Raw genomic sequence first — 20,571 nt, forward strand, 5'->3', positions numbered from 1 at the left:
AAGCCTTCCTGATAGTTTGCGCGCATGCCCTCCTCCTCCATCGGCCGGGCCCGGCGCTCGGTCGCCCTGGTCTTCGCCCTGCACGGCGCGGTCTCCGGCGGTTTCACCACCCGCATCCCCTGGCTGCGGGACCAGCTCGACCTGAGCAACGGTCAGCTGGGGCTCGCCCTGGCCTTCCCCGCGATCGGCGCCTCGCTCGCCATGCCGCTGGCCGGGCGCGTCATGCACCGCCACGGCGGACGGGCGGCCGTACGCGCCCTGCTCGCCCTGTGGTGCGCCTCGCTCGCCCTGCCCGCCCTCTCCCCCCACCTGGCCGTGCTCTGCGCCGCGTTCCTCGTCCTGGGCGCCGCCGCCGGGATGGCGGATGTGGCCATGAACGCCCAGGGGGTGGAGGTGGAGCAGCGTCACGGCCGCTCGATCATGTCCGGGCTGCACGGCATGTGGAGCGTGGGCGCGCTGCTGGGCTCGGCGGCCGGCGTGGGCGCCGTCCACCTCGGTCTGGACGCCCGGATCCACCTCGCGCTGGCCGCCGCCGCCCTGGCCGCGGCCGTTCCGGCGGCCTGCCGCGGCCTGCTGGACGTACGTCCCGCACCGGGGCAGAAGGCGCCGCCGCGCTTCGCACTGCCGCCGCGTTCGGCCCTGCTGATCGGTGCGGTGGGCATGTGCGCGGTGCTCGCCGAGGGTGCCTCGATGGACTGGTCCGGTGTCTACCTCCGGGACGTCACCGGCGCGTCGGCGACGGTCGCGGCCGCGAGCTACACCGCGTTCGCCTGCACCATGGCCGCCGCCCGTCTGGCCGGCGACGCCGCCGTGCGCCGTATCGGCCCGGTGCGCACGGTGCGGATCAGCGGCGTCCTGGCCACCGTGGGCGGAGCGCTGGTGGTGACCGCGCCCGGCCCGGTGGCGGGCGTCGCCGGGTTCGCCCTCCTGGGCATCGGGATCGCCGTGGTGGTGCCGCTGGCCTTCGCCGCCGCCGGGCACAGCGGCCCGGCTCCCGGGCAGGCCATCGCCGGCGTCGCCACCATCACCTACACCACCGGGCTGGCCGCGCCGACCGTCATCGGTCTGCTCGCCGAACTGGTCTCGCTGCGGGCGTCGTTCGCCCTGGTCACCGCCGCCACCGCCGTCCTCGTCCTGGCCGCCGGAGTGCTGGGCGCCCCGCGCCGGGGCGACGTCGTCGCCCAGAGCGCCGGGGAGGCGCGGGCCGAACTGCGCTGAGGCCGACCGAAGCGGCACGGACGGGCGGCGGGCACGGACGGGCGGGCGGTCAGGAAAAGCCGTCCGTGAGACGGGCGGTCAGATCGTCCACCTCGGGCCGGCCGCTCCACCGGGCCGCCAGCCTGTCCCGCAGCCCCCGCAACTCCCGGCCGACCATCACGCTGGACGCGGCGGAGGCCTCCGCCAGTACCGGCCCGGCCACGGCCATCGCGGCCTCCAGGTCTCCGGCGCAGGCGTGTCCGTCGGCCAGCCGCAGTGTGAACAGCAGCCGTGTGGGGCGCGTACGCGGTCCCAGACGGTCCAGCGACGTCCGCGCCGCCTCGACGGCGAGACGGGCGGCCGACCTGTCCGAGGTCATGGCGGCGATGTCGCGCAGCGCCCCGGCGGCACCGGACTCCACCCGCACCGGCCCGGGGAAGGTCGCCAGCCAGGGCACCTCCGCGGTGTCCCGCTCCCCGAAGCGGTCCAGGCCGTCCCGGGCGAGGGCGATGTGCCGCAGGCACTGCCGTATGTCGCCGCCGAGCGTGTGACCGCGGGCCTCGCACAGATGGGCCATGGTGGCCGCCCAGTGGCGGCCGGGGGCCGCCTCCCTGATCGCGCGCGCGTAGGCCAGCGCCGAGGGGGCGTCGTTCTCCAGCTTCGCCAGCGTGCTCATGTCGATGAGCAGGGCGACCCGCATCGAGCTGTCCCCGCACGCGGCCGCCCAGCGGACCCCCTTGTCGAACCAGGCCATCGCCAGCCCGTTCTGACCGTGCAGCATCCGCAGCTCGCCCGCGAGCTCCGCGTAGGCCGCGGCGAGGCGGAGCAGTGCCCGCCTCGCCGGTTCCCGGCAGCCGGCCGTCTCCAGCCGCCGCACGATCGCGTGCAGGGTGTGCTCGACCTCCGCGGCCAGTGTGGGCGAGGGCCGCTCGTCACCGGCCCGCTCGTACACCGCCAGCAGGCCGGCCAGGACGTGCACGGTGTCGGCGCCGGCGCCCGGTGGGGCCCCGGGGGCACGGAAGGCTCCGTGGAGCGCGGACGCCTCCTCCAGGGGCGGCACCGCGCAGCCCTCCCCGCCGTGCAGCGGACACGTCATGGCGTAGCTGGGCAGGCGCGAGGGCCATACCAGTCCGTCCGGCACCGCCGGTCCGGTGCCGCGCGCCGCGCCCTCCCCGGGCAGCGGGGCCGCCCGGAGCACGCCGGCGGCCGGGGCGCAGGAGCGCGCCTCGGCCACCGCCGTCCAGACGGCCACCAGTTCACCGCCCGCTCCCAGAATCTCGTCCAGGCGGCGTACCAGCGGGGGCAGCGGCTGACGTACGCCGCTCTCCAGTTTGCTGATCGCGCTGTGGTCGTAGCCGACCCGGGCACCGAGCTGGGCCTGCGTCAGTCCCAGACTCCGCCGCCAGTGGCGCAGCCTGCCGCCGAACTCGGCCCACGGCTCCGGGACGCGGGACGGGGGTGTGCGCTTCGGTGTCTCGCCGTCGTCCACCGGACCTCCTGAGCGCCGCGGGGAGGGGGGGAGACGGGGTGATGTCCGCCCCGCCGCCCGCGCGCTGGGCCGGGGATTTTAGCGCGCACGGCCCCCGGCCGGAACCGCCCCGCGCCCGGCCAGGGGCGCGGGGCGCCGTCTCAGGGCACCGCGGTCGTCCCGGACCGCTGCCGGGCTCGACCGGCGGTCTCGTCGCGGAGCGCCGCCAGGTACCGCTCGGCGTCCAGGGCGGCCGCGCATCCGCTGCCGGCCGCCGTGACGGCCTGGCGGTAGGTGTGGTCGACCACGTCCCCGGCCGCGAACACCCCCGGCACTCCGGTACGGGTGGACGGGGCGTCCACCAGCACGTACCCGGCCTCGTCGAGGGCGAGCTGACCGGTGACCAGCTCACTGCGCGGATCGTGGCCGATCGCGACGAACAGCCCCGTCACCGACGTCTCCTCCGTGGCCCCGGTGACCGTGTCCCGCAGTGTGACGCCGGTCAGGCCGGTGTCGCCGTGCAGGGCCGTCACCTCGCGTTCGAAGGCGAAGGTGACCTTGGGGTCGGCGAAGGCCCGCCGCTGCATCGCCTTGGAGGCCCGCAGGGCGCCGCGGCGGTGGACGACGGTGACCGAGCGGGCGTACCGGCTCAGGAAGGTGGCCTCCTCCAGAGCGGTGTCGCCGCCGCCGACCACGGCGACGTCGTGGCCGCGGAAGAAGAACCCGTCGCAGGTGGCGCACCAGGACACCCCCCGTCCGGACAGCTCGTCCTCGCGCTCCAGGCCGAGTTTGCGGTAGCCCGACCCGGTGGCGACGATCACCGTCCGCGCCCGGTGCCGCCGGCCCGCGCCGTCGGTGATCTGTTTGACCTCCCCCGCCAGGTCGACGGCGGCGACGTCCTCGTCGACCAGTTCGGCGCCGAACCGTCCGGCCTGCGCGCGCATGGCGTCCATCAGGTCCGGTCCCTGCACGCCCTCGGGGAAGCCCGGGTAGTTCTCCACCTCGGTGGTGGTCGCCAGCGATCCGCCGATGAGGGCCCGGCCGCAGAAGACCAGCGGGCGCAGCGCGGCGCGGGCGGCGTAGAGGGCGGCGGTGTAGCCGGCGGGGCCGGATCCGATGACGACGACCTCCCGGATCCCGGCGCTCACCGGTCGCCCCGCCCGTCCGTGCCCTCGGGCCGGCCCGTGTACAGCAGCAGGTTGCGGGAGTCCGGTCCCGCGTCGCGCACCCGGCCCCCGGTGGCGGCTTCGGCGAGCGCCTCGTCCAGTTCCTCGGGGGTCGCCCCGGGGTGCTCGGCCAGGTGGACCGCCGCGGCGCCGGTCACATGGGCGGTGGCGGCGGAGGTGCCGGAGAGTCCGGTGTAGTGGCGGTCGCCCCGGGAGCCGGCCGTGGTGATGCCGGTTCCGGGCGCGAACAGGTGTACGCAGTAACCGTGGTTGGACCAGGCGGGACGGCTGTCGTCGCGGTCGGTGGCGGCCACGGTGATGGCGGTGGTCTGCCGGCCCGGGGTGGTCTCGCAGGACTCGGTCCCGTTTCCGGCCCCGTCGCCGTTTCCGGCGGCGGCGGTGTACGCGATCCCCTTCCGCGTCATCTCGTAGAGCTGGAGGTCGAGCACCGATCCGGGCTCGCCGGAGAAGCCCAGGTTGACCACCGCGGGCCGCCGGGCGTTGGCGGTGATCCAGTCGACGGCGGACATGATGTGCTCCATCGTCCCGGTGCCGTCGCAGCCGAGGGCGCGCACCGACTCCACCGTGGCGCCCTTGGCGACACCGGTCCACCGTCCGGCCGCGATGGCCGCCGTCGCGGTGCCGTGCCCGTGGCAGTCGCCGCCGCCGCCCGGCCCCGGGGTGATCGCGTCGTACGCGCCGCGCGCCCGGCCCGCGAACTCCCCGTGGCCGGTGCGGACTCCGGTGTCGACGACGTACACATGCGTCCCGGCTCCGGTGCCGTGGAAGGCGTGGACGCCGTTCAGCGGCAGGTCCCGCTGGTCGATGCGGTCCAGGCCCCAGGAGGGCGGCCATATCTGGACGCCGCCGCCGGCGGCGGACACCGCACCCCCGTGCTGCCGTCCGGCGACCCGGTAGAGGCGGTCGCCGGTGATGGAGCTGACGCGGGTGTCCCTGTAGTAGCCGGCCAGCTGCTCCTCGGTCAGCGAGACGGAGAACGCCTGCGAGGCCGCGTAGTACACCCGGCGCAGTTCGCCCCCGTGGTCGGCGGTCAGCTGCCGGGCCCGTTCGGTGACCGCCTCCCGTGTCGCCTCCGTGTCGTGGACCTGGATGATGTGGACGGCCGGCGTGGAGGGGGCAAAGGACGCGGAGGAGGGCCGGTCGGCCGGGGCCGCGAGGGCCACCGGGCCGGCGGCCGGCAGGGACAGTGCCGCACCGACCGCGGCGGCCACCGCCACGGCGGCCCTCGGCAGGGATCTCTTCATGGGGGGTCGGGCCTTTCGCTTACGGTCGCGGGGAGCTGACCCGCGAGAGTGGAGGACGGGCGCACACTCCGCGCCGCCGGAGGGCGAGGGAGCGTGCCGGCCGCCGCGGCGGCCGGCACGCGGGGGCGTCACAGGTTGTTCAGCCAGATGCGCAGCGAGGTCGGCCCGTCGTAGCCGACCATGCGGCTGCCGGCCTCCCGGCCGTCTTGGATGTTGAGCAGAGCCGGGATGCCGCGGACTCCGTAGCTCCGCGACAGGTCGGGGTTGCGGTCGACGTCGACGCGCGCCCAGATCCAGGCGCCGTTGTCCTCGGTGTTGTACTTCTGGAGGTACGGCTTCTGCCGCTGGCACCAGTAGCACCAGGATGCGGTGAAGTCGAGCACCACGGGCTTGGTGTACGACCACTCCATGACCTGGGCGTAGTTGGCCGGGGTCACGTCGACGACGCCGGGGATGCTGGCGGCGGATGCCCGGGCCGCCGTCGCCTCCGGGGCGGCGGGAGCCGCGGCGGCCTGCGCGGCCGCGCCCGTGAACAGCAGCGCGGCGGCGGCCGCCGCGGCGGCCAGTCTGCGAATCATGATCCATCTCCTTCTCGTGGGGTGGAGCGCGGGGTGGAGCGGGGTGGGACGTGCACGGCGGCTGGAAGCCGCCGCACAGATGGGGGGTGGACGGGTCCCGGTGGGGAACGGGGCCCGGGCCAGCGTTCAGGCCGCGGAGGTCTCCGTGGGCAGGCCGTGGGCGACCCAGTCCTCGATCCCCTCGCGGTACTTGCGCACGTCCGTGTAGCCGAGCGCCACCAGACGGGCGCCGACGAGTTCGCTGTTGCGGCACGGCACGTTCGCGCAGTACACGACGATGGGGACGGTGCGGTCCGGCAGTACGGCGGGCGCGAGTTCGTCGGTGAACCGCTGCGCGTCCTCGTAGGGGAACCCGGGGATGTTCACCGCGCCGGGCAGGTGCTCGCGTTCGTAGTAGGCCGCCGGCATCGTGTCGACCACGACGGTCTTCCCGGCGTCCATCCCGGCCTTCAGTTCGTCCCTCTTCACCAGGGGTAGCACGTCAGCCTCCTGTCTTCGTCATGCCGCTTTCGGGAAGGTCCGGGAGCTCGGGACGGCCGGGAGGAGGGGCCCCTGGGGCGCCGGAGGGCCGCGGCCGTCTGCGGGCCGCCGCCCGGCCCGCCACCGCGTAGAGCGCGAAGGCGGCCACGACGGCGTTGACGGCGGGGATGCCGATGCCCGCGTACTCGCCGGCCAGCGCGCCGGCGGCCCAGCACACCAGGGACAGGGGCATCCAGTCGGCGATCCCGCCGGGCAGCCCGCCGTGCGAGCGGGCCCGGTCGAGGTCCGCGCGGAACCGCCGCACCACGTAGTACTCGGCGATGATGATCCCGGCCACCGGCGGGGCGAGCACCCCGACGGTCTCCAGGAAGCCGGTGAAGTCGTCCATCAGACCCGCGGCGGACAGGGCCGTGCCCACCGCACCGATCACCAGCGTCACCGTCCGGCGGCCGACGCGTCTGCCGAAGATCACATCGATGCTGTTGACGGTGGCCAGCGCGGACGAGTACAGGTTCCAGTCGTTGATCTTCAGGATCGCCGTCGCCAGGATCAGCGTGCCCAGCAGGCCGGAGGAGGTGGTGATGATGCCGACGATGTCGGCGGTGCGGGCCGCGTGGCCGAGCAGCACCGCGGTGAGCCCGATCAGGTACTCCCCCAGCGTCACGCCCAGGAGCGTCTGCTTGACCACGTCGGACGGTCTGCGGTTGAAGCGCGTCATGTCCGGGGTCATCAGCGCCCCCAGGATGAACGCCCCGGCCACCAGCGTCGTGCCCTCGGCCAGGGACAGCGCCGGCCCCGGCGGGGCCGCGGTCACCAGATGGCCCAGCGAGTGGTCGGCCAGGGTGTCCACCACCGACCAGCCGGCCAGCAGGAGGAACGCGGGGACGGTCAGGTAGGCCGTCCACGCCATCGTGTTGAAGCCGAACACCGAGACGGCCGTGACCGCCGCGCCGCCCGCCAGCGCCCAGGCCCACGGCGGCACCCCGCCCGCGAGGCTGTGCATGCCCTGCGCGAACACACCGTTCTGCACGCCGAACCAGCCGGCGAGGCTGAACGCCACCAGCATGCCCACCGCCGCGGAGCCCTTGCGGCCGAAGCCCGACCAGCGTGCGAGCACCGAGGTCGACAGGCCCTCCTTCACCCCGGCGACGCCCAGCAGGATCGTGACGGCCTCCAGCATCACCGAGCCGACGGTGATGGCGATCACCGCGTCGGTGAACGTCATCCCGTAGCCCAGGACCGCGCCCACCATGAACTGCTGGAAGGAGGAGACCTGCCCGAACCGCTGCACCGCCACCGAGATCCACGAGTAGCGCGCCTCCTCGGGGACCCGGCTGAGCGAGTAGTCGTCCAGCGCCTCGTCCCGGCCGGGCTCGCCGGCGGCTCCCCGCCCGGCCTCAGCGGGCGCCACGGGGCACCTCCGCCACCGGGACGGCTCCGGGCACGGCTTCCGGCACGGCTCCGGGCACGGCTCCGGCCGTGCCGGCCTCCGGTGCCCGCTCGCGGACCACCGCGAAGCCCTGCCCGGGTACCGGTCTCCAGCTCAGCTCGCGCCGGTAGAAGCGCTCCAGGAAGGCCACCCGCTGGTGGTAGACGAAGAACGACGAACCGTTCCCGGCGATCCCGGCGACTCCGGCGGAATCGGCGAAGAGGGGCAACTCCGCCAGGAAGTACCGCACCGCACGCCGCAGTTGCTCCTCGCCCGGGACGGTGCCGGGCGGCAGCCTCCGGTCCAGTACCCAGTGGGACGCCTCCATGCAGGCGGCGCGGAAGGAGACGTCTTCCCGGAACAGCAGGTGCGCCTCCGCCAGGAGCTGTCCGTAGCGCGCCGAGCCGCCCAGCCGCTCCATGCCCAGGACGAGCCTTCGCGGTTCCTCGACCCCCAGGCTCCGCAGCGCGGTGGTGATCTTGTTGTGGACGTACCGGCCCTGGCTCCGCGCCTTGTGGCGCGCGCGGCCCGGCTCGCACCCCAGCGCTTCCAGCGTGTACGCGGCCACCGTGTCCGGCACGAAGAAGCGCACCCGCTCGAAGCGCTCCATCCCCCAGCCCGCCAGGGCGGTCAGCCGCCGGGTACTGAAGTAGCTGTTGAACGGGCTGACCCCGATGCAGGCGACGGCCGCTTCGGGGAGTAATTCACGGCAGTTCTCGGTAAGTGGTTCGATCTCAAACACAATCCACCTCGGGTCGTGGTTCGGACAGCCCCCCCATCCGATCGGGTCACGGCCTGCAAGCCGATGAATGGGATGATGACGGCCGGACGGGAGGCCGGGTAGTGCCGACCGGTTATGCCGTCCGCGCGCACCCGCCCGGGCGGATCCGCTCACCTGCCGACGGAATCCCACTGCCCCGCACGCGCGAAAATCGACAGAATTTGCATCGTGCTCGATCCGGCTCTGGCGCGGGCGGACGGAATCCGCTTAGCCTCCGATCATGGAATTACAGATCCGCCATCTGCGCCTGCTGCGCGTCGTCGCCGACACAGGGAGCCTCAACAGGGCGGCGGCGGCGCTGGAACTGCCCCAGCCGGCCCTGAGCCGCCAGATACGGAGGCTGGAGGAGCTGCTCGGCGGGACTCTGTTCGAACGCGGCCCCCACGGCGCCCGGCCCACCGCCCTCGGCAGCACCGTCCTCGACCACGCGGAGTCCGTCCTCCGCATCCTCGACGACTTCGGGCGGCGGTTGCACGACCACCGCGAAGTCCGGAGCCGGGCGCTGCGGGTGGGCTGGGCGAGCAGCGTGCTCCACCAACCCCTGCTGGACTCCCTGCGGCGGCTGCCGTGCGGAGAACGCCCGCGGATCGTGGTCACCGGCTCCACCCGGGAACTGGTGGACCTGCTGCGGGCCAGGGAGATCGACATCGCGCTGCGCGACCACGTCTCCGGGCAGGACGGCCCGCTCCCGTCCGCGGACGGCCCGGTCGCACAGATCGCCTGGGGACACAGTCCGGTACTCCTCGCGGTCGCCGCCGACCGGCCGCAGGCCACCGCGGAACGGCTCACCATGGCCGACCTGGCGCATGAGGAGTGGATCTCGGTCACCGGCCCCGACGGCTGCGACGGCAAACTCCGCGCCCTCTGCGCCTCCTACGGATTCACACCGCGCATCACCCACGACATCCCGGTCTCCGGGCCTCGCTGCGATGTGATCCGGATCCGCGGCTGCGTCGCCCTGAGCCAGGCGTGCCGGCCGCTTCTGCCCGGGGTGGTCCACCGCTCCGTGGACGACCTCGGACTGCGGGTCAGCCATCTGGTGGCGTTCCGCAGGGACAGCCGGATCGCCGCACAGGTTCCGGCGCTGGCCTCGGTCCTCTCCGCGGCGCGTCCGCTGCCGGTCCCCGCATGACCGCCGTGGACGTGGAGATCCAGGATCTGCGGGTGCTGCGCGCGGTCGCCGACACCGGAAGCCTGGCCGGCGCCGCCCGGGCGCTCGGCCTCAGCCAGGCCGGCGTCAGCCGCCGGATCCAGCGCGCCGAACGGGCCACCGGCCTGGTCGTCCTGCGCCGCGACCACCGCGGTGCCCTTCTCACGGCGGCCGGCCGGCTGCTGCTGGACTGCGCCGACGAACTGCTTCCGGTGGTCGACCGGCTGCTGGCCGCCGGCGCGCACGGGGACCCGCCGGGCCCGGCGGCGGAGCGCCTGCGCATCGGGGCCGTCCCCCACCCCGCTCTGCCGCTCGTCACCGCCCGTGCCCGCGCCCTGCTGCCGTCGGCCGCCGTCGAGGTGCGCACCGTGGACTGCGGCGCCGTGGACTGCGGCGCCGCCCTGCCGGACCTCTTCCGCCTGCACCGCCTGGACCTGGTCGTGTTCCGGCACTTCCCCCAACTGGACGGGCCCCTGCCGGACACCCTCGGCACGGCCGTGCTCGCCGAGGAGAGCCTGCTCGTCCGGACCGCGGCCGACCACCGGCCGGCGGAGCGGGCCTCGGTCTCCCTCTTCGACATCGACGGCCGGACGTGTCTGCTCCCCGCGGGTCGCCGGCACGCCGCCCTGCACCACCGCTTCATGACCGCGGTGCGGCGCCGCGGCGTGCACGTCGAAGTGCGCTGGGCGGCCGACGAGGCCGAGGCCGCGGCGCTGGCCTGCGCCACCGGCGGCGTACTGCCCGCCTACCCGCTCCCGGCCCCGGCGGCCGGGATGGTCTGCCTCCCGCTGGACGACGACGCCGTCCGCCACCGGCTGCTCCTGGCCTGGCGGCCCGGTGACCGCGCCGCCGCCTGGGCGCACCGGCTGGCCGGGGCGGTCCGGGAGTCCTACACGGGCGGGGGCGCGGGCGGAATCTGAACCGGAGCCCCGGTTCCGAGGGCCGCCCCGCGACCCCCGGAACCGGCCCGTCGCCGCTTCAAGCGGCGACGGGACCGGCCGGAGGTGGAGACAGGATTCGAACCTGTGTGAACGGCTCTGCAGGCCGCCGCCTCGCCTCTCGGCCACTCCACCGAAAACGGACTCCCGGGGTTCTCGTCATCGAACGGGAAAATGCGGCCGACCGCACCGCTTTCCGCCGACACCCTGAACGCTAGCAGAATTCCCCCCGCTCGGGAACAGATGACTTCCAGCCGCTTTTCCATGCGAACACTCAGCCTCTTTCCCACATAACACCCTATGCCTTTACGGTGGATTCCATGCCACCCCTTCACACCCTCGGGCACATTTCAGGGAAATCTGCTCCGACATTCTCGCGCACCTCGGCTTCCGGGTTTTCTCCCGGATCGGTGAAGGGGCGGCGGGCGTTCGCCGCCCGGGGCCGGGGGCATGGCGGGGTCGCTCCGGCCGCGCACCGCCCGCTGACATCCCCGAAGGCGCCCCGTACCATGTGGGCCGATCGATTCCGGTCACATCCGATCACACCCCCGGCGCGCCCCGAAGCACTCCGAAGCGCGCCGGAACGCACCACCGCGCGAGCACGAAACGGAGCACCCATGGGCCTCGGTCTGCGCTGGACCCTGCACGGCGACGGTCGCACACCGGCGCCCGGAGCCGTCGTACGGCCCGACGAGCGGCTGTCGTGGCCGCGGACGGCCGGGCTGGGAGCCCAGCACGTGGTGGCGATGTTCGGGGCCACCTTCGTCGCTCCGGTGCTCATGGGCCTGGACCCCAATCTGGCCATCATGATGTCGGGCGTCGCCACCATGGTGTTCCTGCTCATGACGCGCGGCCGGGTGCCGAGCTATCTGGGCTCCAGCCTCTCCTTCGTCGGCGTCGCCGCGGCGATCCGGGCCTCGGGCGGCGACAGCGGGACGATCACCGGGGCGCTGCTGGTGGTCGGCTTGGTGCTGCTGCTGGCCGGCCTGGTGGTGCAGAGGTTCGGCGCGCGGGTCATCCACGCGGTGATGCCGCCCGTGGTCACCGGTGCGGTCGTGATGCTGATCGGCTTCAACCTGGCGCCGGTGACGGCCTCGACGTACTGGCCGCAGGACCAGTGGACGGCGCTGCTGACCATGCTCTTCACCGGGCTCGCGGTGGTGGCGCTGCGTGGTTTCTGGTCCCGTGTGGCGATCTTCCTCGGGCTGGTCTTCGGCTACGTCGTCTCCTGGGCCATGGACCGCCTCTTCGGGAAGATCCACTCCCCGGCGGGCGGCGGGGAGGCCGTCGACCACTGGCGGCTGGACCTCTCGGGCGTCTCCGAGGCCGACTGGATCGGGCTGCCCTCCCTCCACGCCCCCGAGTTCCAGTGGTCGGCGATCCTGGTGGCGCTGCCGGTGGTGATCGCGCTGATCGCGGAAAACGCGGGCCATGTGAAGGCCGTGGGCGAGATGACCGGCGATCCGCTCGACGACAAGCTGGGCACCGCGATCGGCGCCGACGGCGCGGCCACGGTGCTGTCCACCGCGGTCGGCGGCCCGGCCACCACCACGTACTCCGAGAACATCGGCGTGATGGCCGCGACCCGCGTCTACTCCACCGCCGCCTACTGGGCCGCCGCCTGCTTCGCCGTGCTGTTCGGGCTCTGCCCGAAGTTCGGCGCGGTGATCGCCGCGATCCCCGGCGGTGTGCTCGGCGGGATCACCGTGATCCTCTACGGCATGATCGGCCTGCTCGGCGCGCAGATCTGGCTCGCGGGCCGGGTGGACCTGCGCAACCCGCTGAACCTGGTGCCGGTCTCGGCGGGCGTCATCATCGGCGTCGGCGGCGTCAGCCTGGAGATCACCGACAGCTTCGAACTGAACGGCATCGCGCTGGGCACCATCGTCGTCCTCACCGGCTACCACGTGCTGCGGGCGCTGGCCCCGGCGCACATGCGCGTCCAGGAGCCGCTGCTGGACGAGGGCACCTCCTCCTACGACACCGAGACCGCGGACGGCGGCGCGGACGGCGCCGGCGGCGCGGAGGACACGGACGGCACCGGGCCCGGCAAGCGGTAGGCGGCGGTACGGCCGCCCGCCGCCTGTCCGCTGCCGCCCGCCGCCCGCCGTTCCTGCGCGGCAGGTCGCGGACAGTGGTTCGCCGTCCGTTCGGGGGTCGCCCGATCCGGGGGACTTCCCACTCCGCCCCCTGCGCCCGTCCTCTTTCTGCCACGCTGAGCGCATGACGATGACGCAGTCCGGGTCCGCCGCCGGACCCGCCGCCGCGGACAGGACGGACGAGGCGGGCGGGGCGGAAGGGATGGACGGAGTGATCGCGCGGATGCGCGCGCTCCAGGAGGAACTGCCGCCGCACGACGGGGTGGCGGCCTTCAACCGGGTCTATCTGGCCGTGACGCTGTCGGTGCGCCACAGCCTCGTCGACGGCCTCCTGCCCCGCCCCCGCTCCGCGGCGGCCCTGGCGGCGGTCTTCGCCGGACGCTACCCGGCCGCCGTCGACCTGGCCTCCGCCGGAGGGCCCGTCCCCGCCTGCTGGCGCCCGCTGTTCCGGGCGCGCCACCACACGGGCGTGCACCCCGCGCAGTTCGCGCTGGCGGGGGTCAACGCGCACATCGGGTACGACCTGGCACTGGCCGTGGTGGACACCGCCCGGGCGCACGGGTGCGAACCCTCCGCGCTCCAGGGCGCGTTCGACCGGATCGGAGACGTCCTGGTGGAGCTGGAGGAGCGGATCCGCGAGGACCTGGCGCCCGGCCCCGGTCCGCTGGACGTCGCCGACCCGCTCACCCATCTGATCGCCGGCTGGAACATGGAGCGGGCCAGGGATTCGGCCTGGTCGGCGGCGCGGCTGCTGTGGAGCATGCGGCGGCTGCCGGAGCTGGCCGAGGAGTTCACCCGCCGGCTGGACACCGGGGTGGGCCTGGTGGGCCGCTTCCTGCTCACCCCGCTGGAGCGCCGCCCGGACGCTCGGCGGGAGAGGTCCCTCCAGGCGTCCGGATGCGCTTCCCGGCCGTCCCGGCCCGCGCAGCCCTCCCGCCCCGCGCAGCCCTCCCGGGCCGCTCAGTCCTCGGAGAGTTCGACCGGGGCGATCTCGTCGTAGACGTCGCCCGGCCCGGGGTTGGCGGGGTCGGTGGAACCGCCGAGGTGGTGCATCACGCCCCACACCGCGTTGAGGGCGGTCTGCACCGCGCCCTCGGCCCAGCCGGCCGTCCAGGAGATGTCGTCGCCGGCGAGGAAGACGCCGCGCTTGTCCTCGGGCAGCCGGTCCTGCGCGAAGTGGGTGAACAGCCGCCGCTGGTAACGGTAGTGGCCCGGCAGGTTGGCCTTGAAGGCCCCCATGAAGTACGGCTCGTTCTCCCAGGAGACGGTGACCGGGTTGCCGGTGATGTGCTTGCGGATGTCGACGTCCGGATAGATCTCGCGCAGGGACTTGAGCATGACCTCCAGCCGCTCCTGAGGGCTGAGCGGCAGCCACTTCAGGGAGTCGTCGCACCAGGTGTAGGACAGGCACATCACGGCCGGCCGGTCCGGGCCGTCGTCCAGCAGGTAGGTGCCCCGCGTCATGCGGTCGGTGAGCGTCATGCTCATCACGTCCCGGCCGGTGTGCTCGTCCCTGTCCAGCCAGAACGGCCGGTCCACCGGCACGAACAGCTTGGAGGACTCCATGTAGTGGGTCCGCTCGATCGCCGTCCAGTGGTCGATGGGGAACAGGTCGTCGTCACAGTCGATCTTCGACAGAAGCATCCACGACTGGGCGGTGAAGACCGCCGCCCGGTAGGTGCGCACGTCGCCGGTGGCGTCGGTGACGGTGATGCGGTTGCCCGCGGTGCGGTGCAGCCGGGTCACGGCCGGGCGCGGGTCGCCACCGTGCAGGGACTTCAGTGAGGTGCCCTTCGGCCAGTGCACCGGCTTGGCCGGCTCGCGCTCCCACAGCCGCAGCGGGAGCTGCTGGCTGCCGCCGACGATGCCGCGGTGGTCGTCGTCGGCTCCGGTGTAGACGACCCGCAGGATCTCCAGGATGGAGTTGGGGAAGTCGGTGTCCCAGCCGCCGGTGCCGAAGCCGACCTGGCCGAAGATCTCCCGGTGGCGGAAGGAGGAGAACGCCGGGGAGTCGCACAGGAAGCCGTAGAAGGTCTGGTTGTCGAGCTTCTCCACCAGACGCGACCAGATCTCGCGGATGCGCGGCACGTCGCGCGTCCGTATGGCCCGCTGCATGCCGGAGAAGTCGGCGCCCTCCTCCAGGCAGGCGTTCCAGGCCTCCATCACCTGGTGGTAGACCTCCGGCAGGTCGTCCAGGGTGCGGGCGTAGTGGGACTCGCCCTTGAGGTCGACGACGGTGGAGGGGGTGTCGGGCGCCAGCGGGTTGGGGAAGGGCTTGGTCTCCAGCCCCACCAGGTCCGCGTAGTGCCAGAAGGCGGTGGACGAGGGCGGGAAGCGCATCGCGCCCATCTCGGCGGTCAGTTCGGGGTCGCAGCCCTCGAAGCGGGCGGTGCGCAGCCGCCCGCCGATCCGGTCGGCCTCGTAGACCACCGGCTTCAGGCCCATCTTCATCAGCTCGTACGCGGTGATGATCCCCGACAGTCCGCCGCCGACGACCGCGACCTCGGTGCCGTGCTCGGTGGCGGGCACCTGGCCGAGGCCGGCGGGGTGGGCGAGGTAGTCGTCGTAGGCGAAGGGGAAGTCCGGGCCGAACATGGTGACGGGCGGTTCGGTCCGCGCCTGTGCGTGCTGCTCGTCGTGGACGGCGGCGGGCACCGTGGAGGTCATGGGTGGTTCTCCTGGTGGTACGTGGCGGGCCGTGTCCGGGCGGTCGGCCCGGACCGGCGGCCGGCTGCGGTATCGGGTGGGGCGGGGCGCGGGGTGTGTGGTGCCGGTGCCTCAAGTGAGGGAGGCGTACAGCTCGGGGCGGCGGTCGCGCAGATAGGGGTTGTCCGCGCGCGACGCCCTCAGCCGCCCGGGGTCGACGTCGGCGGTGATCAGGTCCTCCCCCGCGCCCGCGCGGGCGCGGACCGTGCCGTCGGGCGCGGCCAGGCAGCTCAGCCCGGCGAAGGTGATCGCGCCGTCGTCCCCGTCCCCGTACCCGTTCCCGCCCGCGCCTTCGGTGCCGCAGCGGTTGGCGTAGGCGATGTAGAGCTGGTTCTCGAAGGCGCGGGCCGGCAGGAGGGTCTCGGCGACGATCTCGTACGGCCGCATCAGTGCGGTCGGCACCAGCAGCAGCTCGGTGCCGGCCAGCGCGTGGGCGCGGACGTTCTCGGGGAACTCCACGTCGTAGCAGACCAGCATCCCGACACGGACACCGTCGAGGTCGGCCTGGACGACGGGGGTGTCGCCCGGCCGGAAGGCGGAGGTCTCGAAGCCGCCGTACAGATGGGTCTTGCGGTAGTCGGCCAGCCGGGCGCCGTCGGGACCGACGAGCCCGGCGGAGTTGTACACCGCGTCGCCGTCGCGCTCGGGGTAGCCGTAGACGACGGCGATCCCGTGCTCGGCGGCGATGCGGGACACCGCCTCGGCGCCGGGGCCGTCGGCGGGCTCGGCCAGCTCCGCCACCCGCTCCCCGATCGCGTACCCGGTCAGGTACATCTCGGAGGCGACCAGCAGCCGGGCCCCTCGCGCGGCGGCCTCGCGGGCGGCGCGGTCGAGGGCGGCCAGGCTGTCCGCGGTGGAGCCGGGGACACCGCCGGGGCCCTGGAGCAGCGCGGTGCGCAGCGGCGTCATGGGACCTCTTCGCGTTCACGTCGGACAGCCGTACCGGGCGTGCCGGGGTACGGCTGCGGGATCTGGGGACGCCTCGACGGTACGGTCCGCCCGCCGCGTCCCACAAGCCGCACTCGTTGCGCATCAGGCATCGATCCGTTGCGCGTTGAGGCCGTGGTGCGTCGATTCGTTGCGCAGCCGGCCGTACAGCCCCGGAGCGCCTCAGGCCGGCGGCCCCGAACCGTAGCGCCGCAGCAGCGGGGAGAGGACGAGCACCGACCGGGTGCGCTCGACGAACGGCTCCCCCGCGATCCGCTCCAGCACCCGCTCGAAGTGCCGCATGTCGGAGGCGAAGACCTGGACGACGGCGTCCGCGTCGCCGGTCACGGTGGAGGCGGAGACCACCTCCGGATAGCGCGCCAGTCCCCGGCGGATGTCCTCGGGTGAGGTCTTGTGGCGGCAGTACATCTCGACGAAGCCCTCGGTCTCCCAGCCGAGCACCGCCGGGTCCACCCGTACGGTGAAGCCGGTGATGGCGCCCTGCTCGCGCAGCCGGTCCACCCGGCGTTTGACGGCGGGGGCCGACAGCCCCACCTCGGCGCCGATGTCGGCGTAGGAGCGCCGGGCGTCCTCGGCGAGGGCGCGGACGATGCGTTCGTCGAGCTCGTTCAGTCGCACTGCGGGTGGGCCACTTCTGTCGTGCGGGCGGTACTTAGGGCGCCGCGGTGATCGCGCCGCCCCGGCAGCGAAGTACAGCACACCGGACCGGCGGGGCGTCCCTCCGGCGGCACCGGGCCGCGGCACGGAAGGCCGGGAAATCCTCACCGATGCATCACACGGGGCGGCGGCGCGGCCCGGGAGGGCGCATATCCGGATTTCCGGGCGCCCCTTTCCGGCCGCACCCCCGCGAACCGGGCGTCCTGGTGTCCGTCGGCGGCCGCACGGCGGCCCCGTCCCGTTCCCCTTCCCCGCGGCTCTCACTGGCGACCGGAAGACGCGCTTCTATACGGTGTGGCCCAACAGACGGAGCCGGACGCGGGGGAGAGAACGTGTCGTTCGACGATGAGTGGAAACAGCTGGTGGAGGCCGCCGGCGAGCGGAAGGCCACACAGATGCGCCTGAACCGGCTCGACGGCGGCGGAGGCGGGGGCGTCTCGACGTCCTCCGGCGAGCTGGAGGTCTCGCAGAAGGACCTGGCCGCCGTCGGGGACGCGGCGTTCGAGCTCCACGGACGGCTGCGCAGGGACGGCGACCTCGCCCGGGAGAGCAGCAACAGCGCCGCCGCGGGCCTGAAGGGCGATTTCGAGATCGGCGCAGCCCTGGACCACGTCGCGACCCGGTGGCAGGAGCAGCTGCGCACCCTCACCGACGCCTGCGCCCACATCTCCAACCACATGGAGTACAGCAACAAGGAACACGCCAACGACGAGCAGCACATCAGCTCGCTGTTCAACAGCGTCTCCGCGCTCGACGAGGGCTTCGACGAGAGGACCCGGCTCCAGTGAAGCTCGACGCCCTCCGCCACGCCGACTTCTCCAAGCTGAACAAGGCCGTCTCCGACTGGTCGGAGATGGTCGGGAAGCTCAGCACCCTGAAGGACGACGCCCGCTCGCAGCTCAAGGGCAGGGCCGACAAGGCCGACTGGACCGGCCTGAACGCCGCCGTCACCCGGGAGTTCGTGGCCAAGACCACCGGTGAGTTCGCCGACGCCCACACCCAGGCGTCCTCCATCCACAACATCCTCAAGGACACCCACGACGAGCTGGTGGAGTACCGCAGGCAGCTCAACGACGCCATCGAGCGCGGCCTGAAGAAGAACCTGACGGTCATCGCCAACACCGACGGCAGCTTCACCGTCACCATGAACATCCACCCCGACCGCGCCGCCGAGGGCACCGACGTACCCGACCACACCCCCGAGAACGTCACCGCCCTGCGCGACGAGGTGCAGGGCATCCTCAGCAAGGCCGCCGAGAGTGACTCCAGTGCCGCCAGGGCGCTCAGGGCCCTGGCCGACCAGACGCCCTACGGCTTCTCCGACGCCTCCTACGCCGACCGCGACTCCGCCGCCGAGGCGATGGAGGCCGCCGACCGGGCCGTCGAGCTCGCCGAGGACCCCGCGGGCATGTCCCCGCAGGAGTTCGACGACTTCAACTCCACCATGGCGCGGTACAAGGACGATCCCCTCTTCGCCGAGCGGTTCGCCACCGGGCTCGGCCCCCAGGGCGTGCTGGACTTCTGGGCGGGCATCAACGACCCGCACACCAACATGCAGCTCGGCCAGGCCCGGGTGGACAAGTACGGCGCCCTGCAGGAGAACCTCGGCCTGACCCTGGCCACCGCCACCCAGTCCGACAGCCCGGCCATGCAGCGCTGGGAGCGGGACATGGTCGGGCTGACCGGCGAGTTCGTCCCGAGCAAGGACAACCCCCGGGCCGTGGGCGCCCAGGTGATGAGCAACCTGATGCGCTGGGGCGACTTCGACGACAAGTTCCTCAAGGACTACGGCGACGAGCTCATCCGGGTCGAGAAGGAGCGCAGCGGCAACGGCCGCAGCGCGGAGCTGGCCTGGCACTTCCCCATGGGACCGATGCTCAACCGGACGGGTACCGACGAGGGGTCGGACCCGATGACGGGCTTCATGATGGCTCTGGGCAGGAGCCCGGAGGCCGCCACCGACTTCTTCAACGGCACCTTCGTCACCAAGGACGAGGACCACGACTTCACCCGGGACACCGACGGCAACGGCAAGGAGGGCAAGGTCGGTCTGACCAACTTCCAGTACCTCTTCGAGGAGCGCGACTGGCCCAAGCAGTACGACTCCGAGTTCGAGGAGAGCATCGCCGGGCAGAACGCCATGGGCTGGGCCCTGGAGGCGGCGGCGACCGGCCATCCGGCCGGTGAGCAGCCCGGCCCGGACACCCCTCCGCACAGCCCGGAGCAGGCCCGGCTGGTGGAGCAGATCTTCGACTCCGTCTCGGACGACACCGAGCGCCTCACCGAGCGCGGCTACCTGTCGGACAGCATGGGCCAGATCGCGGCGGAGTACCTGCCCGACATCAACCGGGCCATGGCCGACGACAGATACGGGAACACCAACCTGCTGTTCCCCGTCGCCGGCACCGCCGCTGAACTGGACCACAACGACGTCACGCGCTTCCTCGTCAGCGTGGGCCAGAACCCGGAGGGGTTCGCCAAGGTCGAGATGGGACAGAAGGCCTACATGACCAACCTGATGGACTACCACCTGAACCCCGACCTGCCGGAGGACAGGCGGTACCCACAGAACCCCCAGACCACGATCGAGGACATCGCGCGGAGATCCGGGGAGATCAGCGGCACGTTGTCCATCGGCCGTCAGGAGGCGGTACTGGCAGACGCCAGTCAGCAGGACGAGGACTACAAGAAGTCGATGGGGCAGGTGAAGAACATCATCTCCGGCACCATCGGGACCGGTATCGGTGTGGGGACGAGTTTCGTCGCAACGCCCGTCGCGGGGGCCGTCGCGGGCGGGGCCGCCAACACGGTCAGCAGCGTCGTCCTGGAGCAGATCTTCGGTGATCTGGAGCCGAGCAACCTCAAGGACGCCGGGGAGAACGTGGGCGAGAGGTGGGAACGCTCCAGGGAGAACAGCCTGTGGCACGGTCAGACGGCCGCCATGGAAGCTGCCAAGGCACACGACCGGCCGTACGCCGATCAGGTGGCGGACTGGGTGAGGCGCGGCAACGAGGACGGTTTCGACAGCGCCTCGGTCAATGTCTCCCAGATGGCGGACGACCTCGACACGGAGATCCCCGGATGACCATTCGGCGCGGCCCCGTCGTTCCCTCTCCGCCCGCCGGGGCAGGAATCGGACCGAGACGTCCGGGAAGGCGCATGCGATCAGGATCCCGGCTCGCGGTCTCGGCCGCCTTCGTGCTGCTCCTCGGCCTCGGAACGGCCTCCTGCTCCGCGCAGGAGAAGAACTACGAGATCCCCTCATCGCTGTGCGGCACGGCCGTGTCCCCGGATCTCACGGAGCCTCTCCTGCCCCCGGGGGAGGAGATCTCCACCGCCGTCTCCGACAGGGCGGACGGGATGACGCGCTGTCTCGTCTACGTCGACGACACGCAGGTGCTCACCTTCAACATCGAGTGGTGGAAGAAGGGGACTTCGCCGGCCAGGTTCGCCTCCGTGTTCCCCAACGTGGAGCCCGGCGACAAGGAAACGGAGGACGGCAGGTTCATCTACTCCGGCACCGGAGCCGTCGGGAAGGTCACCTGTCCCGAGCCGCGGAAGCCCGATGACGACCTCTTCGTCGCGGCCAGGGTCGACGAGCCGGGCAAGCCCGACGAGGCGGCGATGAAGAAGCTCATCGCCGCCTACGCCGAGGCCGTCGGGAAGTCCGGCGAGTGCGTCTGAGGCCCGCCGGGCCGGCTGCGGCCGG

17 protein-coding genes, 1 tRNA gene and 1 pseudogene are annotated in these 20,571 nt (G+C 73.0%); 8 read left to right on the forward strand and 11 right to left on the reverse strand.

Annotated features, from left to right (window positions below; all coding sequences use genetic code 11):
• Positions 1–24 precede the first annotated feature (24 nt).
• Positions 25–1,218, forward strand: a complete 1,194-nt coding sequence (locus tag CUT83_RS13415) for an MFS transporter (RefSeq protein ID WP_101256064.1) — start codon at positions 25–27, stop codon at positions 1,216–1,218.
• 49 nt (positions 1,219–1,267) lie between these two features.
• On the opposite strand, the gene CUT83_RS13420 is transcribed toward CUT83_RS13415, so the two are convergent.
• The 7 genes from CUT83_RS13420 to CUT83_RS13450 form a co-directional block, all read right to left on the reverse strand.
• Positions 1,268–2,686: a helix-turn-helix domain-containing protein gene (locus CUT83_RS13420; RefSeq protein WP_101256065.1), complete on the reverse strand. Its 1,419-nt coding sequence runs from the start codon at positions 2,684–2,686 to the stop codon at positions 1,268–1,270.
• Positions 2,687–2,826: 140 nt separating this feature from the next.
• Positions 2,827–3,813, reverse strand: a complete 987-nt coding sequence (gene trxB / locus CUT83_RS13425) for a thioredoxin-disulfide reductase (protein ID WP_101256066.1) — start codon at positions 3,811–3,813, stop codon at positions 2,827–2,829.
• Positions 3,810–5,096, reverse strand: a complete 1,287-nt coding sequence (locus CUT83_RS13430) for a S8 family serine peptidase (RefSeq protein ID WP_101256067.1) — start codon at positions 5,094–5,096, stop codon at positions 3,810–3,812. The genes trxB and CUT83_RS13430 overlap by 4 nt, the downstream gene beginning before the upstream one ends.
• Before the next feature lie 128 nt (positions 5,097–5,224).
• Positions 5,225–5,674: a thioredoxin family protein gene (locus tag CUT83_RS13435; protein ID WP_101256068.1), complete on the reverse strand. Its 450-nt coding sequence runs from the start codon at positions 5,672–5,674 to the stop codon at positions 5,225–5,227.
• A 126-nt stretch (positions 5,675–5,800) separates the two neighbouring features.
• Positions 5,801–6,154 (reverse strand): rhodanese-like domain-containing protein, encoded by a 354-nt coding sequence (locus tag CUT83_RS13440; protein ID WP_101256069.1) that lies wholly within the window; start codon positions 6,152–6,154, stop codon positions 5,801–5,803.
• Between the two features lies 1 nt (position 6,155).
• Positions 6,156–7,565 (reverse strand): purine-cytosine permease family protein, encoded by a 1,410-nt coding sequence (locus tag CUT83_RS13445; protein ID WP_173915069.1) that lies wholly within the window; start codon positions 7,563–7,565, stop codon positions 6,156–6,158.
• Positions 7,552–8,325, reverse strand: coding sequence for a tRNA-dependent cyclodipeptide synthase (locus tag CUT83_RS13450; protein WP_101256070.1), 774 nt, complete (start codon positions 8,323–8,325; stop codon positions 7,552–7,554). Before CUT83_RS13450 ends, CUT83_RS13445 begins: the two co-directional genes overlap by 14 nt.
• 259 nt (positions 8,326–8,584) lie before the next feature.
• Between CUT83_RS13450 and CUT83_RS13455 the strand changes: the two genes are divergently transcribed.
• Positions 8,585–9,496: a LysR family transcriptional regulator gene (locus CUT83_RS13455; protein ID WP_101256071.1), complete on the forward strand. Its 912-nt coding sequence runs from the start codon at positions 8,585–8,587 to the stop codon at positions 9,494–9,496.
• A complete protein-coding gene (locus CUT83_RS13460; protein ID WP_101256072.1) occupies positions 9,493–10,434 on the forward strand; it encodes a LysR family transcriptional regulator in 942 nt (313 codons plus the stop codon). The genes CUT83_RS13455 and CUT83_RS13460 overlap by 4 nt, the downstream gene beginning before the upstream one ends.
• A gap of 82 nt (positions 10,435–10,516) precedes the next feature.
• Here the strand turns inward: CUT83_RS13460 and CUT83_RS13465 are convergent.
• Positions 10,517–10,587, reverse strand: a tRNA-Cys gene (locus tag CUT83_RS13465).
• Between the two features lie 482 nt (positions 10,588–11,069).
• Between CUT83_RS13465 and CUT83_RS13470 the strand changes: the two genes are divergently transcribed.
• On the forward strand, positions 11,070–12,512 hold the full coding sequence (locus CUT83_RS13470) for a uracil-xanthine permease family protein (RefSeq protein WP_101256073.1): 1,443 nt from the start codon (positions 11,070–11,072) through the stop codon (positions 12,510–12,512).
• Between the two features lie 241 nt (positions 12,513–12,753).
• A pseudogene (locus tag CUT83_RS13475) lies at positions 12,754–13,401 on the forward strand (DUF5995 family protein); the annotation flags it as partial.
• Positions 13,402–13,511: 110 nt separating this feature from the next.
• Here the strand turns inward: CUT83_RS13475 and CUT83_RS13480 are convergent.
• The 3 genes from CUT83_RS13480 to CUT83_RS13490 form a co-directional block, all read right to left on the reverse strand.
• Complete coding sequence (locus CUT83_RS13480) at positions 13,512–15,218, reverse strand: flavin monoamine oxidase family protein (protein ID WP_101256074.1); 1,707 nt, start codon at positions 15,216–15,218, stop codon at positions 13,512–13,514.
• Between the two features lie 111 nt (positions 15,219–15,329).
• Positions 15,330–16,166 (reverse strand): carbon-nitrogen hydrolase family protein, encoded by an 837-nt coding sequence (locus tag CUT83_RS13485; protein ID WP_101256075.1) that lies wholly within the window; start codon positions 16,164–16,166, stop codon positions 15,330–15,332.
• 201 nt (positions 16,167–16,367) lie between these two features.
• Entirely contained in the window at positions 16,368–16,823 is a 456-nt protein-coding gene (locus CUT83_RS13490; RefSeq protein WP_101256076.1) for an Lrp/AsnC family transcriptional regulator, read from the reverse strand.
• Between the two features lie 371 nt (positions 16,824–17,194).
• Here CUT83_RS13490 and CUT83_RS13495 point away from each other — a divergent pair, with 371 nt between their 5' ends.
• The 3 genes from CUT83_RS13495 (at position 17,195) to CUT83_RS13505 (ending at position 20,546) form a co-directional block, all read left to right on the forward strand.
• Positions 17,195–17,650, forward strand: coding sequence for a hypothetical protein (locus CUT83_RS13495; RefSeq protein ID WP_240958517.1), 456 nt, complete (start codon positions 17,195–17,197; stop codon positions 17,648–17,650).
• Positions 17,647–19,947, forward strand: coding sequence for a DUF6571 family protein (locus CUT83_RS13500; protein ID WP_101256077.1), 2,301 nt, complete (start codon positions 17,647–17,649; stop codon positions 19,945–19,947). Before CUT83_RS13495 ends, CUT83_RS13500 begins: the two co-directional genes overlap by 4 nt.
• A gap of 74 nt (positions 19,948–20,021) precedes the next feature.
• Positions 20,022–20,546 carry a hypothetical protein gene (locus CUT83_RS13505; protein WP_101256078.1) on the forward strand — a complete coding sequence of 175 codons (525 nt, stop codon included), beginning with the start codon at positions 20,022–20,024 and terminating at the stop codon, positions 20,544–20,546.
• The last annotated feature ends 25 nt before the right edge of the window (positions 20,547–20,571 follow it).

This window comes from Streptomyces barkulensis, assembly GCF_002843305.1.
Taxonomy (GTDB): domain Bacteria; phylum Actinomycetota; class Actinomycetes; order Streptomycetales; family Streptomycetaceae; genus Streptomyces; species Streptomyces barkulensis.